At 45.9% G+C, this 15211-nt stretch carries 15 protein-coding genes, 1 tRNA gene and 1 pseudogene; 8 read left to right on the top strand and 9 right to left on the bottom strand.

From position 1 onward, the window contains the following. Positions 1–713: pseudogene (locus tag K4039_RS20825) on the top strand (IS1 family transposase). A gap of 28 nt (positions 714–741) precedes the next feature. Here K4039_RS20825 and K4039_RS20820 read toward each other — a convergent pair. The 8 genes from K4039_RS20820 to K4039_RS20785 form a co-directional block, all read right to left on the bottom strand. Further along, on the bottom strand, positions 742–918 hold the full coding sequence (locus tag K4039_RS20820) for an Arm DNA-binding domain-containing protein (protein ID WP_265238096.1): 177 nt from the start codon (positions 916–918) through the stop codon (positions 742–744). Positions 919–1121: 203 nt separating this feature from the next. Beyond that, positions 1122–1195: transfer RNA gene (locus K4039_RS20815), tRNA-Val, on the bottom strand. A gap of 86 nt (positions 1196–1281) precedes the next feature. Continuing rightward, a complete protein-coding gene (locus tag K4039_RS20810; protein WP_265238094.1) occupies positions 1282–3312 on the bottom strand; it encodes a serine/threonine-protein kinase in 2031 nt (676 codons plus the stop codon). 199 nt (positions 3313–3511) lie between these two features. Further along, complete coding sequence (locus K4039_RS20805) at positions 3512–3958, bottom strand: SRPBCC family protein (protein WP_265238093.1); 447 nt, start codon at positions 3956–3958, stop codon at positions 3512–3514. Between the two features lie 149 nt (positions 3959–4107). Then, positions 4108–5544 (bottom strand): 9,9'-di-cis-zeta-carotene desaturase, encoded by a 1437-nt coding sequence (gene zds / locus K4039_RS20800; protein ID WP_265238124.1) that lies wholly within the window; start codon positions 5542–5544, stop codon positions 4108–4110. A 60-nt stretch (positions 5545–5604) separates the two neighbouring features. Beyond that, complete coding sequence (locus K4039_RS20795) at positions 5605–5976, bottom strand: type II toxin-antitoxin system PemK/MazF family toxin (protein ID WP_265238091.1); 372 nt, start codon at positions 5974–5976, stop codon at positions 5605–5607. After that, positions 5966–6220, bottom strand: a complete 255-nt coding sequence (locus K4039_RS20790) for a hypothetical protein (protein WP_265238089.1) — start codon at positions 6218–6220, stop codon at positions 5966–5968. Before K4039_RS20790 ends, K4039_RS20795 begins: the two co-directional genes overlap by 11 nt. 166 nt (positions 6221–6386) lie before the next feature. Then, positions 6387–8045, bottom strand: a complete 1659-nt coding sequence (locus K4039_RS20785; RefSeq protein WP_265238123.1) for a DUF6930 domain-containing protein — start codon at positions 8043–8045, stop codon at positions 6387–6389. 329 nt (positions 8046–8374) lie between these two features. Between K4039_RS20785 and K4039_RS20780 the strand changes: the two genes are divergently transcribed. The 4 genes from K4039_RS20780 to K4039_RS20765 all read left to right on the top strand — a co-directional run bounded on the left by K4039_RS20780 (position 8375) and on the right by K4039_RS20765 (position 10150). Then, entirely contained in the window at positions 8375–8728 is a 354-nt protein-coding gene (locus K4039_RS20780) for an iron-sulfur cluster assembly accessory protein (protein ID WP_265238087.1), read from the top strand. A gap of 248 nt (positions 8729–8976) precedes the next feature. Further along, a complete protein-coding gene (locus tag K4039_RS20775; RefSeq protein WP_265238078.1) occupies positions 8977–9393 on the top strand; it encodes a tetratricopeptide repeat protein in 417 nt (138 codons plus the stop codon). 197 nt (positions 9394–9590) lie between these two features. After that, a complete protein-coding gene (locus tag K4039_RS20770; protein ID WP_172187588.1) occupies positions 9591–9788 on the top strand; it encodes a hypothetical protein in 198 nt (65 codons plus the stop codon). A 197-nt stretch (positions 9789–9985) separates the two neighbouring features. Further along, positions 9986–10150 (top strand): hypothetical protein, encoded by a 165-nt coding sequence (locus tag K4039_RS20765; RefSeq protein WP_265238073.1) that lies wholly within the window; start codon positions 9986–9988, stop codon positions 10148–10150. Here the strand turns inward: K4039_RS20765 and K4039_RS20760 are convergent. Next, positions 10133–11764: a DUF3352 domain-containing protein gene (locus K4039_RS20760; protein WP_265238071.1), complete on the bottom strand. Its 1632-nt coding sequence runs from the start codon at positions 11762–11764 to the stop codon at positions 10133–10135. The genes K4039_RS20765 and K4039_RS20760 overlap by 18 nt on opposite strands. Positions 11765–11912: 148 nt before the next feature. On the opposite strand from K4039_RS20760, the gene K4039_RS20755 reads away from it, so the two are divergent. From K4039_RS20755 to purU, 3 genes are all read left to right on the top strand, one after another. Next, positions 11913–12839 (top strand): TIGR01777 family oxidoreductase, encoded by a 927-nt coding sequence (locus tag K4039_RS20755; RefSeq protein ID WP_265238069.1) that lies wholly within the window; start codon positions 11913–11915, stop codon positions 12837–12839. Positions 12840–12963: 124 nt separating this feature from the next. Then, a complete protein-coding gene (locus K4039_RS20750; RefSeq protein WP_265238067.1) occupies positions 12964–13989 on the top strand; it encodes a nucleotidyl transferase AbiEii/AbiGii toxin family protein in 1026 nt (341 codons plus the stop codon). Between the two features lie 118 nt (positions 13990–14107). Further along, positions 14108–14962: a formyltetrahydrofolate deformylase gene (gene purU / locus K4039_RS20745; RefSeq protein WP_265238066.1), complete on the top strand. Its 855-nt coding sequence runs from the start codon at positions 14108–14110 to the stop codon at positions 14960–14962. Positions 14963–15211: the final 249 nt, after the last annotated feature.

The following is a 15211-nucleotide window of genomic DNA, read 5'->3' as shown; positions in this document are numbered from 1 at the left end:
ATGAACTGTCCCAAGTGCAACTTTGAATACATCTTGAAAAATGGTCGCACTCGCTCCGGCAAACAAAATTTTAAATGTCGAGATTGTAGCAGACAATTTGTCATATCTCCCAGACATCAACCGAGTTCAGCACCAACAATCATGGTTGATAGATCGACTTTTATTAGAAAAGATATCTCTGGCTGGGATTGTGAGAGCGACTGGAGTTTCGGAACGGTGGTTACAATACTATGTGAACCAAAAGTTAGGAGCTGTAAAAAGAGAAGTAGAAGTGAAGTCAAAAAAGAAAGAGAAACTAACAATTCAATGCGATGAAATGTGGTGATTTGTAGGCTCTAAGGATAACAAGCAGTGGATCTGGTTGGCAATTGATGTATCAACCTTCATAAATTGTTGAAGTATATATTGGCAAAAGAGATCAAGGTGGTACACAGGGATTATGGGATTCTTTACCACAAGTTTATGGTCAATGTGCCGTGACTTATACAGACTTTTGGAATGCCTAGGTCACAGTTTTTCCTAAAAATAGAGACAAGGCAGTAGGAAAAGAAACTGGTCTGACAAACTATATAGAAAGATTTAATAATACTATGAGACAAAGAATATCTCGATTGGTCAGAAAAACTCTTTCCTTCTCTAAAAAACTCTCCAATCATATAGGAGGAATTTGGTATTTTATTCATGAGTATAACGCGAGTTTACTTATAAATTAAAATCCTTAATTTTCCTTGCTATGCAGGACTACCCAAAATTGTTGCTGGCAATGTCAAGCTCAATCTGCCGAGCCTTGATTTCGGCGGCTTTGCAGTTGATTTGGGTGTAGGGCAAGTTCATGGAGAGCCAATAACGCTTACCTTGCCAACGCCAAGCCAGTCTCAACCGTTCCTGAAAATTTTCAATTCTGACAGTTCCTGCCACTGGTTTCTCCTTTAAAGCAAACCTCATTTTCAGAGGTTAAAAAGCTGTAACCCGCTTCGCTGACTATCATCGCTGTTTCATCGCTAATCTTGTCAGAGCTTGTCACATTTTGTCACTCCTAATTGAGAATGTCTAATGTCGTGGAATTCATAACAATAGCTGTAAAAACAACAAAACCCGCTACCAGAGCGGGCTTTATAAGATGGACGCAACTGGACTCGAACCAGTGACCCCTACGATGTCAACGTAGTGCTCTAACCAACTGAGCTATGTGTCCTCACGAATTAATAACTTAGCACAACATTCGATCGCCTGTCAAGCACAAAAATAAAATTTTTAAAGCAGACACCCACATCCACCGCCCTAATTCCCAACCCGCCAAATCTTCACAGTTCGATCGCCCGAACCGCTAGCCAAACACCCATCAGCACCAAACGCCACCGACAAAACCTCCCCCCCGTGCCCCGTCAGAAGTTCCAGCAAACCCCCCGTCGCCGCATCCCACAAATAAATCGAACCATCCCGACTCCCCGTCGCCAAAACCCCACCATCCGGGCTAAATGCCACACACAAAACATCCCCAGAATTGTCCCTCATACTCCGCAGCAGCGTCCCTCGCCCGTCAACATCCACCCGCCACAGCTTCGCCGTACCATCCCGACTCCCACTAACCAAAATCGATCCTTCTCCAACTCCCCCCCTTACCAAGGGAGGAGTAGATCCTTCTCCAACTCCCCCCCTTACCAAGGGGGGGCTGGGGGGGGTTCCAACAAAGGCGATCGCCCGCACCCAATCCCCGTACTCTGCTAAAGTACAAATCGATCGACCATTGCGCCAATCCCACAACTGCAAAGTCTTATCCCGACTCCCCGTCGCCAAAAACTCCCCACCCGGACTAAAAGCCACCGCCTCCACCCCGCCAGCGTGACCAGTCAAAACCGACATCGGCCTACCCTTATTCAAATTCCACAACTGCACAGTCTTGTCCCGACTACCGCTAGCCAAAACCTGACCGTCGCGACTGAACGCCACAGCATAAACCCGATCCTCATGACCGCGCAAAGCGTACCACCACTTACCCTTATTCAAATCCCAAATTTGAATCGTCTTATCCCGGCCACCGGTAGCCAAAGTCGCACCATCAGGACTAAACGCCACACAAGTCACCCAGTCAGAATGACCCGTCAGAGTGTACCAGCGCTTACCCGCCTCCAACTTCCAAATCTCAATCGTCTTATCCTCACTCCCGCTAGCCAAAGTCGCCCCATCAGGACTGAAAGCTACCGACGTGACAGCATTAGAATGCCCTACCAGAGTATGAACGCACCTCCAAGTGGGCGCGCGGGCCGGCAAAACCCGCTGGTTCCGGGGCACAGGTATAATCGTGCCTGCAACCGTTGGCGGCACCGTATTCTGCACCGCAGGCGCAGTCTGTGGGACTGGAATTGCTCTTGGCGCGGGAGTCGGGGGAATCCGTGGAGGCGACTGCTGCGGCTGCAAATCTTGGAGAATCTCAGCTACAGATTTGTAGCGGCGACTGAGACTAGACTCGATCATTTTGTCCAGAATGCGGCTTAATTTCGGATCGATTTGAACCTTCAAAAAATCTCGCCAAACCCAAACATCTTGATTGATATCGAACAAATCAAACGGAGATATTTGAGTCAGTAAATAAATGCAAGTAACACCCAAACTGTACAAATCGCTAGCATAAACCGCTTGACCTCTAATTTGTTCCGGCGCGACGAATTCCGGCGAACCGATTACTGTACCGGTTTCTTTCAAACCTTCCACAAGTTTGGCCGCGCCAAAATCAACTAAAACTAATTCTCCGGTTAATGTTGGGTAAGTATAAATAATTGGAGTTTGAGAAATGCGGCGGCGGATAATATTGGGCGGTTTAATGTCTCGGTGAATTACACTGCGCGAGTGTACAAATTCTAATACTGGTAATAAATCATTCAGCAAACTCAAAATTTGATTGGCGCTGAAAGGCCCATTCCGCACTAATTCTTGCTGTAAATTCTCACCTTCTATAAATTCTTGCACTAAATACTGATAGCGTTCCTGTTGAAAGTGCGCTAGCAATTCGGGAATTTGCGGGTGTTTCCCCAATTCGTCCAGCCGCACGGCTTCTCGGTTGAATAATTCTGCTGCTTTTTCGCTGCTGCTGGTTCCTTGGGATAGGGGGAAAAACTGTTTGATTGCACAGCGCGGTTTTGAGGGTTTGTCTTGGTCTATTGCTAAAAAAGTGCGACCGAAACCGCCGCGCCCCAGGGGTTTGATGGCGCGGTAACGCTCTCTCAGCAACAGTTTGGAGCCGCAACTCAGGCAGAATTGAGTTCGATCGGCATTTTGCGGGTTTTGACAGGCGGGGTTGAGGCAATAACTCATAACTGAACCGGGAAGCAATCAGCAGCATATCTCTATGATACTGAGGCAATACCAAATCCGACTTAAATATCCCCTTGATTTCTTAGTCCGCGGAGGCGGACATCGTTTGTGTAGTCGCGGTTTCAACCGCCGAGTCTTATCTGAAGTCCTGACTACAAACGAAGATGCGGTTTGTAGTCAGGACTTTAGTCCTCAAAATTCAAGATGTCGCCTTAACTTTCAAAGCATACTCTTTAAACCTTTCCAAGTCAGCCTGAAGAGTCGATTCAACTACTCCCGCTAGAAATGAATTGTCCATCAATTTGGCCAGCCAGCCGGGAATTCCGTAAGCTACCGTTAGTTTGACAATACTGGTGTTTTTGCGATCGTAAAATCGCACCGCACCACGATTTGGCAAACCGTCCACCGATTCCCACTGCATGATCTGATTCGGGACTAATTTGACAATCCGAGAAAGCCAGCTAAATTCTAACCCGCCCGTTGCGAGTTTCCAGCGCGATAATTCTGGATTTTCTTCGAGAATATGAACAGATTCTATCCACTTCATCCAGCGCGGCAATTGCTCTAAATCAGACCAGAGTTCCCACGCTAATTCGATGGGAATTGCCACTTCTACTTGTACACTATGTTCTAACCAATCAGTCATTCTATTTTAGATTTTAGATTTTAGATTGTTTTTTTTCTAATTTTTTTTTCGTTCCCAGTCTCTGGCTGGGAACGAGAGAAAATCATTAGCTTTTAGCATTTTACATTTTTCAGTCTATCGACTAATGACCAATGACTAATGACCAATGACTAATGACCGTAAGCTTCGAGAATTACCTTGGCCGCTTGATGCCCGGAAAGTGTCGCTCCTTCCATACTGTCAATGTAATCTTGCTGAGTGTAACTTCCTGCTAGAAAGAAGTTAGAAACAGGAGTTTTTTGAGCAGGGCGGAAAACATCCATTCCCGGTGCTTCGCGATACAAAGATTGAGCCAACTTAACTACACTGTACCAAGTCATGTTTAATTCCCGTGCTGAGGGAAATAAATCCTGAACTTGCTTGAGTACGTGTTGGGCGATCGCCTCATTGCTTTGTTTGATAAACGGATCGCCCGGTGTCAGAACCAATTGCAACAGAGAACCTTGTCCTTCTTTATAATAATCCTTGGGACTTGTTAGTGCCAAATCGGCAAAACAAGAAAAATCTGCATCTGCTGAATATAGCAAATTATCGATGCCTACAGCGTGGCTCAACTGTTTGCGCTTGGCTTCATCTTCCAGTTCCGTTACCCAACCGTCGAACCGTAATTGTACAGTAGCAACCGGCACCGTATCTAACTTATAAATGTTGTCAAATTCCGACCACTTTCGCCAAGCTGGGGGCAATATTTTCTGAATTCCAGGAACGTCGCAGGCGAAAACGTAAGCGTCTGCGGTGATATTTTCTTCTGTTTCGCCGTTAGCTACTACCAGACCTGTCACGCGCGTTTCTTCGGCTTCTTGAAACTGAATTTCTCGAACTCTGCGTCGCGTGTAAATTTTGGTTCCTTTGCTTTCCAAATATGCCACAATTGGTTTGTGCAAATATTCGTTGGGAGAACCGGCTAGCATCCGCATGACAGAGGCTTCGGTTTTTGTAGCAAAGAATTGGAAGATTGTCAACATACACCGGGCAGAAATATTTTCGGTGTCGATGAAACCTAGTGCGTAGGCGATCGGGTTCCAGAGTCTTTTGAGCGAGTTTTGGTTGCCGCCTTGACCCCGGAACCAGTCAGCAAAGCTAACTTTATCTAAATTGCGGATCGTTTTCATAGCCCCGTCAAAGTCTATCAAACCACGGACGATCGGGCTAGTTCCCAGGGCGATCGAATTTTGGATTTTGTCTTGTACGGTTAGCTGGGATGTAGTAAAAAATGCCTTCAAACCGTGCAAAGGAGCACCCACGGGAAAGCGAAAATCTAAAGAACCGATTTCGCCGCCTCGATTGATAAAAGTGTGGACGTGATCTTTGAGGAGCAAATCGTCAAAAGCTCCCACTTTTTTCATCAGAGCAAATAAGTTATAATAGCAGCCGAAGAAGACGTGCAAACCCATTTCAACGTGATTGCCGTCTGGATCTACCCAACTGCCGACTTTGCCGCCGACAAAGGGGCGGGATTCAAAAATTTCTACTTCGTGGCCAGCATCCACTAAATCGACTGCTGTGGTCATTCCAGCCAGTCCCGCACCTGCGATCGCAACCCGCATTTTACCTATCCTTTCCAGTATTTTTACAGATTGTAACAAATTTTAGAATTTCCGAAACATTCAAAGTGCGTAAATGCCGATCGCCACTTGCACCCCTCTCTGAATTCTCCCTAAAAAATCCGCACTAATTTCACCGTAAGGGCCTTGTTCCAGATAAGTTTGGCGCAAAGCAGAGACATTTTCGCAAACAGCTAAAGAATCAGCTTGTAATCCTCCCTCACCCGCCGGAATTAAGATGCGAGTAGGATTCTCTACGCCCGCAAGGTTACTTGTAAAAGGAACAACAATCACAGAATCGCTAAACTCGTTGCGGATGTCAGGAGAAACCACAACTACAGGTCTTTTTTTTGTATCTCCCAACTGACGCAAAGCCCTTGAAAGATAAATCTCCCCTTGTCTGGGATAAGTTGTAATTATTGAATTAGAGTCCATCGGCGTTCCATGCTTCCTCTATCTGTTCTTCTACAAAATCAAACCACTCTTGTTCATCCTGAATATCTTCTTGGCTGCGGTTTTGATAAAATTTCCGTAACTTATCTTCTATTTGCTTAGCGTACCAGAGACGGAGAGCTTGTTCGATCGCCTCCGTCCAATTATCAGTAAGCTGGTCTATTTTATCAGCGAATTCGGCGTCAATGGCGACCAACACTTCTCGCTTTTGAGTAGAATTTGACATAATCATTCTCCTGAATAATTCAACAAATAGGGTGCGCTGAAGAGAACCTTACATATTACTTTTACATCTTCCGTCTTCCGTCTTCCGTCTGACAACTGTCAACTAACAACTGTCAACTATCAACTGTCAACTGACAACTGACAACTGACAACTGTCAACTCTTCCTTCAAAACATCGGCATCAACTGAAGCGGCCCAATTCCCAAATCTTTAGCCGACACCCAGCGCACCTCCAGCAAAGCGATCATATCCTTAAGCTGAGGCTGACCACGAGAAGCACCCATCAACCCTTTAGCAATAATCAAACCGCACCAACCATTAGTTGATTTGCAACGTCGATCCCACTTCTTGCGAGCTTCCTTATGGACGGGATCATTTTCATTAAACTCCCCAAACAGATACAAATCCCCATTTTTAGTTTGCAAAATACCCAAGTCGTATTCCTCCTCCTGAAAAGGATTTTCGCCCGGATTAAAACCAATTGCCTTCACCCCTCCAGCTTCTTTCAAATCCTGAATCATAGTTTTCGCTTTCGGATGAGAAGTTTGAATCATGATTATTGGCAAACCATCTCCGGCGGCATTAATATCACCTTCTGCACCTTGGTGAAATTGGACATTTTCGCGCAGAAAGTCTATCGTATCCCAAGGTACTGCGCCCAGACTCAAAAATGAATTCGGCGGTACCAAATCGTCCCGCAGCAACGGCGTTTCAAAGTCATCATCATCATCATCATCATCATCGTCCTCATCATCGTCACCAAGCATCTGTAATAATTCGTCAGATACTTCGGGCATAGTCGAAACTTTAACGGAGATTTGTTGAATTTCTCCGTCTGACTGTGGAATTGGGATGCGGTAGCGACTGCTGAGAGTGGGAAATGTATCTGCTCCCAATTTCCGGCGGCCGTTGCGGAAAAAGCGGTGAAATGCTTCGAGAGCAACTAACATCGTCAGGGCTTCTTCTTCGTAAAGAATCGATCGCAATCCTTCTAAAGGATGGAGGTTGCCAAAATTCGGTTCAATTTCCGATGGAGGCAAATCGGCTAAATCAATTTCGTCTTCTTCGTCATCTTCATCAAAATCGCCGGCACTTTCAAAGGTGAGAAACAAACAGTCCTGTCCTAAGAAAGCCTGTTCTAAATCTTCAAAAGAGTCATCATTGACGACTCGCTCTCGAAACCGCTTCAAGGATTCTAGAGAGCGGTACAGCAAAACTCCGTAATCCATTCTGCCTTGGCCCAATACGGACACGTAGAGGCTGGCGACATCCCATTGATTGATTTCAATCGATATAATTTGGTGTTCGCTCAAAGTCCGCCACGGAGCATCGTGCCAAATTTGAGCAGCTTTTTCCATTAGAACTTCGGCGTACTCAGGCGGTAATTCGGGAGGCCGATTGACAGCGACTTCTTCCATGCCCCGAAATATTTCATCAATTAGGGGCAATTCCGGTACGTAGTCAATGGAAATCCCTAAATCTTGAAGTACGCCCCGCAGATAAAATTGAATTTCTCGGTTTTTAACTACGATTTTTTGGGGGCGGACTGCGGGAGCCGGACTTTGGGGATGTTCCATTGCCCGCAGCAGAGCCCGGACGATCGCCTCTGGGCCGGCATCTGGGCCAACCATGTCCATAGCCCTGACGATGCCTTCAGAGCCATCCACCCAGAGAATGCACTCGCCACCGGCTTCTGGATCGTCGTCGTCCTCTAGCATCATGTGGGAGTCAGCATTAGATAACGGTCGGCGATCGCCCTCCCACACGCTGGGAATTTGAGGTAAGTTTTGTAGCCGACGAAAAGTAGAGCGATTCAGCGCTGCCATAGAGTAAGCCCGTTGGGTGAAGCATTGTTGCGGTGCCACAAAGGGTCAACCGCTGCTTCTCAATCATAAACCCTATGGGGGGAGAGGACATCGAGCTGGGAAGGCGCTGCGGGAATTAAAAATTTAAAACTCAAAATTCTGCCTTCAGTGGGCAGTTGAGAGTTGAGAGTTGGCAGTTGGCAGTTGAGAGTTGGCAGTTGAGAGTTGGCAGTTGACTATTTACTGGCTGATGACTGATGACTAATGACTAATGACTTCCTTCTGCCCTGTACAATGGATGAATAAGATTAAACTCTTAGCATTGGACAGTCTCAGGAGTTCGACAAATTATGACTCAAGCAATTTCCCAACAGCGGGGCATTCAAATGACGGACTCTGCTGTTCGTCAAGTTTTAGCTCTTCGAGAAAAACAAGGTAAAGACCTCTGCTTGCGGGTAGGGGTGCGCCAGGGTGGCTGTTCTGGTATGTCTTACGTGATGGATTTCGCAGACCCCAGCACTGTGAAATCTGATGATGAAGTGTTTGACTACGAGGGTTTTCAGGTAGTGTGCGATCGCAAGAGCATTCTTTATCTCTACGGTTTGGTGCTCGACTTCAGCGATTCCATGATCGGCGGCGGCTTTAAGTTCACCAACCCCAACGCCACTCAAACTTGCGGCTGCGGCAGTTCTTTTTCTGCTTAAATGGGAAAATTGCTTGGGACATGGGTCTGGGGCATTGGTAATTGGTCTCAACCGGCGTTGGTGAGAATTCGCTGACAATAGCGCGATCGATCATTAGCCTCGGATTGACTTCCTTTGTCCCCTACCCAATGCTTTCGAGCAATTATTGAATCCAAAATCCAAAATTGCAGAACATCAGATTGACTTCTGGTGTCCCGCACGGATGCTTTCAGTCAATCTAAAATCCAAAATCCAAAATCCAAAATCGAATGACCCCTGAAGAAATGTTTAAAGACGGTTTCGATCGCTATCAAGCTGGCGAAGCCCCTGCTAATCTGATCCCCGTGTTCAAAGAATTGTGCGAGAAATCCCCCAAAAATGGCAATGCCTGGGCTAGCCTCTCCTGGCTTTACCTGCTGGAAAATAAACCCACATCGGCTCAAAAGGCAGCGAAAACCGCCGTTAAATTGAACCCTCACGACCCCCAAGCTCGCATCAACCTAGCAATCGCGATCCTCGATCTCAAAGAAAAAGGGGTGCGCCCCCACGTAGAAGTCGCTCAGCAACTCCTGATGGCTTCCGATGAGTTGTTCGACGAAGTTAAAAAGAATTTTGAAGAAGGACTAAGCCGAAAACCGGACTGGAAGAGCCTCGCCCGCGTTAAACAGTGGCTTATGGAGCCGTAACCGCGTAAAAAAGTCGATTTTGTGTCGGGGATCAACGAAATCGGCTTTGGAATTTATTACAATTTCGTAATAAATCAATAAATAACTTTATGTAAAACTCAGAAAGGCAGTGCTAGTATTTGAAAACTTAGACGATCGACAAACCGGCACAGCGGTTTTCAGACTTGACTACCACAAATACTAGGAGTTGTAACGATATGAGCAACGACAGCCACGTTAACATCAAACCAGCAACCCGCAACCACAAAGGTTTCTTTATTCAGCCCGCTTCTTACAAGTTGATGAGCATAGATAAATCCGGCTGGGCCTTGATTTGCATGGACAAAGCAGTTTGTCATTATGTAGATCCTGATGATTTGCAATTGCCAAATAAATCGGGAATGTCTGAAGGTTAATCCTGAAGTTTTGAGAGACATTAAAATGCTTTACTAAAGTAGCTGCCCTCGATTGAGAGGCAGCATCTTTTTTTTGTCAGTAGTCAGTAGTCAGTAGTCAGTAGTCAGTAGTCAGTAGTCAGTAGTCAGTAGTCAGTAGTCAGTAGTCAGAAGGAAGAAGTTCGGCAACGAATTTTGTAACGGATTTAACGGATGTAATGGATAGAAGTTCGGCAACGGATTTTGTAACGGATTTAACGGATAGAAAAATTACCAATTACCGATTCCCGATTACCGATTCCCAATTACCAATTATTAATTATCAATTACCAATTACCGATCGCCAATTACCAATTCCCGATCGCCTAATTGTGAGATTTTAAGGCAAACAGCATTTCAAGCTGAGCAGTTGTCGGTTCTGTCGAAGTTGTGGCTACGCTGACTCCTCGGAGAGAATTGAGCAAATCAGCGACTGGTGGCGAAACTAAATTGGGCTGTACTGCGAGTAAATAACGGTTAGCCCAAGACATGGCTTTTTCCATATCTATGTAAAAGTAACCTTGGTTGGCTTGCGGTAAAGAAGTGGCGATCGCCTGAAAACTCGCACTGCTGCTTAGCGGTTGCGGTGGCGTTGTCGTGATGACATCGACTAAAGGGCCGCCGAAAGCGACAAACACAGAATTTTCATTCAGCCAACCGTGCCCGAATAAAGTGCCTTGCTGCGGTATTGTCCACTCTGTAACTTCTTTTCCTTGGACTTGTCTGGGGGCGACGCTGACTGTGGGATTGCTTTTGGCGATCGCATCGAGTTTTTTCAGGGTGGCTTCCGCTGCGGGGCGATCGCTCGTTTCAAAAATCATCGCCGCCCCCATCCCCAACTGAGACAAAATACCTTGATCCGAACCGATCGCCCCGATCGCAAATTCCCCATTCATCCACCCAAAAACATCGCGATCCGCATCCAAATCCAACCGTTTAAAACTACTCCTCACCTGCTGAATTCCCCTGTCTACTTCGGGGCTATCTTTTGCCTCTGCCGTCGCCTGCGACCAAAATTGATTAATGCCATTGCCACCTATTACAGCAATGGTTTCACCGGGAAATCTGGGTAACAATTTCGATGCGACTTGCGGCTTTTGCTGCACGAATTTAGGGTCTAACTGAGCGATAGTTTTGATTCTCAATCCCGAACTGTCCGCCCCAATTCCCGCTACCAAAGACTTAACTTGTTTGAACTGGGAAAGCACTGTCGAAGGCAACTGAAAATCATCTGGTAAATTAGCTTTCAATTGCTGCATGGCGGCAGGATAGTTAGCAATGTAAATAGTTGCGATCGGATTCTTGACCCCAGCACTCTCGGAAAAAAACTTAGTTGTACTCTGCTGCGTGGCGAGGGAGGGTGCTCCTTTAAAAGTGTCGATCGCCAATTCCACAGGTTTTCTCAAAGGAGCCATGACTAATTGGTCATTTAGCAAAGCCACACTGTAGCGCTTGCCGGTTGGCTCTGCAATTTCCGAAATTTTCACTCCTTTATACTCAGTTTCTTGAATTGTTGCACCTTGCTGAGATTTTAATTTATTCGCAAAATTCCAAGCGCTAATTTTATTTTTGACGCTGACTACAACCAGCAGCTTAGGAGCCTCGGTTGTTGCCCCAGCATCCGGCGGCAACAAAGCGACCATCACCCCCCCCAGCCAAGGCTTTAAGTCCCTCTCAAAGTCGATTTGAGTGCCTGCCAAGCTTTGTTCTTGAAAGGTCTTCAAACCCTGACCGACCAACTTTTGAGCGCCCTGGGTGCCAAATTGCTGCAACTGGGACAGCGCTTGGGGATTGGGGGAGATGAAGGCGGCCATCGTTGCTTCGTCTGGTATAACTTTGGCGCTTTCTTGGGGGTTGGAGACTTGTTGGCTCAAACCCTGGAAGTAAAAGTAGACCGCAGCGCTACCTGCTGCGACGATGGAGGCAGCAATTAGAAGCTTTGATTTTTTTGCAGGCATGGTTTGTGTTCCTCGCGTCCCATATCAGTTTAACTAGATAGACTTGGCTTGTGGTGAGCCGATCGAGCTTGCTGTTTATTTTTGTAGAATTTAAAACGGGTTTGGGCGATCGTGTAAACTGCTGTTGATATGAAGTGCGGGAAGGAAGATGAAAGTAGCGATCGCGGGAGCAACGGGATTTGTAGGTAGCCGGCTGGTGGAGAAACTGCAAGCTGCGGGACATCAAGTGGTGGTTTTGAGCAGGGATGCGGCGAAGGCTGGGCGAGTTTTTCCGGCTTCAGCTTATCCGAATTTGGAAGTTGTCGCCTACACTCCGGCGGAGTCTGGTGATTGGCAAAACTCGATCGCGGGCTGCGACGCTGTTGTCAATTTAGCTGGGGTGCCGATTGCGGAGGAAAGGTGGACGGAGGCGCGCCAGCAAGCGATTTTGGACAGTCGCAAACTGACGACGGAAAAATTGGTAGAGGCGATCGTCAATGCTAATCCTAAACCATCGGTATTTGTGAGCGCATCGGCGATCGGCTATTACGGCACCAGCGAAACGGCCGAGTTTGATGAAAACAGCCCTGCGGGAAACGATTTTTTAGCAACAGTTTGCAAAGAGTGGGAAGCAGCGGCGCAACCTGCAAAAAATGCGGGCACAAGGCTAGCAATTTTGCGGCTGGGGATAGTTTTGGGAATGGGAGGCGCGTTGGCTAAAATGCTGCCGGCTTTTAAACTATTTGCAGGCGGCCCAATTGGGACAGGAAAACAGTGGTTTTCTTGGGTTCATCGCGAGGATGTGGTCGATTTAATTTTGTACACCTTGCAAAATCCGCAAGTTGAAGGCGTTTTGAATGCGACAGCACCGAATCCAGTGCGGATGAATGAATTGTGCGAAACTTTAGGGGCAGTTTTAAGTCGGCCTTCTTGGTTGCCGGTGCCAAGTTTTGCTTTAGAATTGCTGCTGGGAGATGGTGCTAAAGTTGTTTTGGAAGGGCAGAAAGTTTTGCCTCAACAAACTTTGGCTAGTGGTTTTAAATATCAGTATCCGACGCTGAAATTAGCACTTGAAGAGATTTTGGCTGGTCATTAAATCCTGGGTTTTGAGGGGGCGGGCACGGGGGCACCGCCCCTACGATCGATCGGGGCGGACACGGGGAAAATCTATCCTTTTCTGGCTCTGCGCTCTCTGCGCCCTCTGTGGTTCATAAAAAAATATGAACAAAAAAGAAGTAACAGCAACTTTAAAAATTCCCGCACAACTTCCATTTCTTCAGGCTATCTGCTGGCAAATTGCTGATGTCAAACTTTTGACTCTCCCAGAAATGCTTTGCCGCTACGAATCGGGCTGGGATTATTGGGGAGTTTTGGGAAAACCGAGTTCGGAGGAATTGTTTTTTATTCAACAAATCAGCCAATATTATCAGTCTTGGTTGGTGGCGGAACTTGATAGGATTTGTCCCTCGCCAGAAACTTCAGAAAATAACGTGATTGATCGATCGACCTTTAAACACGAATTTCATCAAAAAATCTTAACTGTACTCAGCCATTTAAACGTCGAATTTCTACAAGAATGTCGGGCTTACTTTGGCGGCGGAACGCTGGTAAGTATGCAGCAAGGGGAATATCGGTTGAGCAAGGATATTGACTTTATGTGTCCGATGGATGGCGGCTACCGTCTCCTGCGCCGCCAAGTTGCTGAAGGCGGCTATGATGCGATTTTTTCTGGGCGCAGCGGCATTTTTTTGCCGCAGGACATTCAAACGAACCAGTACGGGATCAGATTTCCGGTGATTGTGGACGGGACAACGATTAAGTTTGAGATGGTTTGTGAAGGACGAATTGAGTTCGGTGAACCGAGTTATCCCAATTGGTCGCCTGTTCCTTGTTTGAATTTAGTCGATATTTTTGCGGAAAAGTTGTTAGCCAATGCCGATCGATGGCCGAGCGATCGGGTAAATTCGAGAGATTTAATCGATTTGGCAATGCTGAGGTTGGCGAGTGCTCTTCCCCAAGAGGCGATCGACAAAGCTGAAGCTGCTTATCAAGTTATGCAGCCGCTAGGGCGATCGATTCAGTATTTCCAAGAACGTCCTGAATATCGGGAAAAGTGTTATGAGGTTTTGAGTATTGCAGAGCCAAATCAAGTTATTGACGGTATCGATTTACTAGCTCAGGATTTAGGGAAGGAGTTAACAGTCAGGACTTTTAGCGAAGATGTGCAGGATTTTGACTTGATTTAGTTCTGCACGTGGAAAACTGGGTTGATCTGTTTTCACTAATGATTTGCGATCGCCATATCACGATGATAATGATATAATTAAGTGAAAATTCAAAACTCAAAATTTTTTTTATTATACCATGACTAGCCCTACTGCAACTCTTTTAATTTCCTGTCCCGATCGCAAAGGACTTGTCGCCTTACTGGCTAATTTTATCGCCTCCCATAATGGCAATATTATCCACGCCGATCACCATACAGATTTTACCGCCGGATTATTTTTAAGTCGTCTGGAATGGCAATTAGACGGTTTTGACTTAAATATCGAAGAAATCACACCTGCTTTTAGTGAACTTGCCAAGGATTTACAAGCAGATTGGCAATTACATTTTTCCCATAAAGTGCGACGGATTGCGCTCTGGGTAAGTCGTCAAGATCATTGTTTATTAGACTTGATTTGGCGACAACGTTCTCAAGAAATCTGGGGTGAAATTCCGCTGATTATCAGTAATCATGAAAATTTAAAGCCGATTGCTGCACAATATGGTATCGACTTTGAGTATATTCCCATTACTAAAGATAATAAAGCTATTCAAGAAGCACAACAGTTAGAAATTCTTAAAGATTATAATATTGACTTGGTGGTTTTGGCGAAATATATGCAAATTTTGAGTCAAGACTTTATGGTGAAGTTTCCCACTGTGATTAATATTCACCATTCATTTTTGCCAGCTTTTGTCGGGGCAAATCCCTACGAAAGGGCTTATGAAAGAGGAGTGAAAATTATTGGTGCAACTGCCCATTATGTGACACCTGATTTAGATGCAGGGCCGATTATTGAGCAAGATGTTGTGCGTGTGAGTCACCGCGATGAAGTGTCTGATTTAGTTCGTAAAGGTAAAGATTTAGAAAGGGTTGTTTTGGCAAGGGCGGTGCGATATCATTTACAAAATCGTGTTTTAATTTATGGTAATCGGACTGTTGTTTTTGCTTGAATTTTTGACTTTAATTGCTAGTGCGTTGCTCTAATTTTGGGACGGGCAAGATGCCCATCCCACAAGAAAAAATAAATATTTTTTCGGGACAAGCCTCTTGCCTGTCCAGCTATTTTTGTAAGAGGTATAATAAGCAATCCGGGGAATGCGAGGTGCATGAAATAGCTCCTCGCATTTGATTTATCGTAAGGATTCAGGTCTAAGATTGGGGAATTAAAGAAGGCATAAATAAGTCACAAAAATGGGCAG

The organism is Lyngbya sp. CCAP 1446/10 (assembly GCF_026130175.1).
Classification (GTDB): domain Bacteria; phylum Cyanobacteriota; class Cyanobacteriia; order Cyanobacteriales; family Microcoleaceae; genus Microcoleus.
Note: the sequence above shows the minus strand (reverse complement) of the source record. Positions and strands in the feature narration are given on the sequence as shown.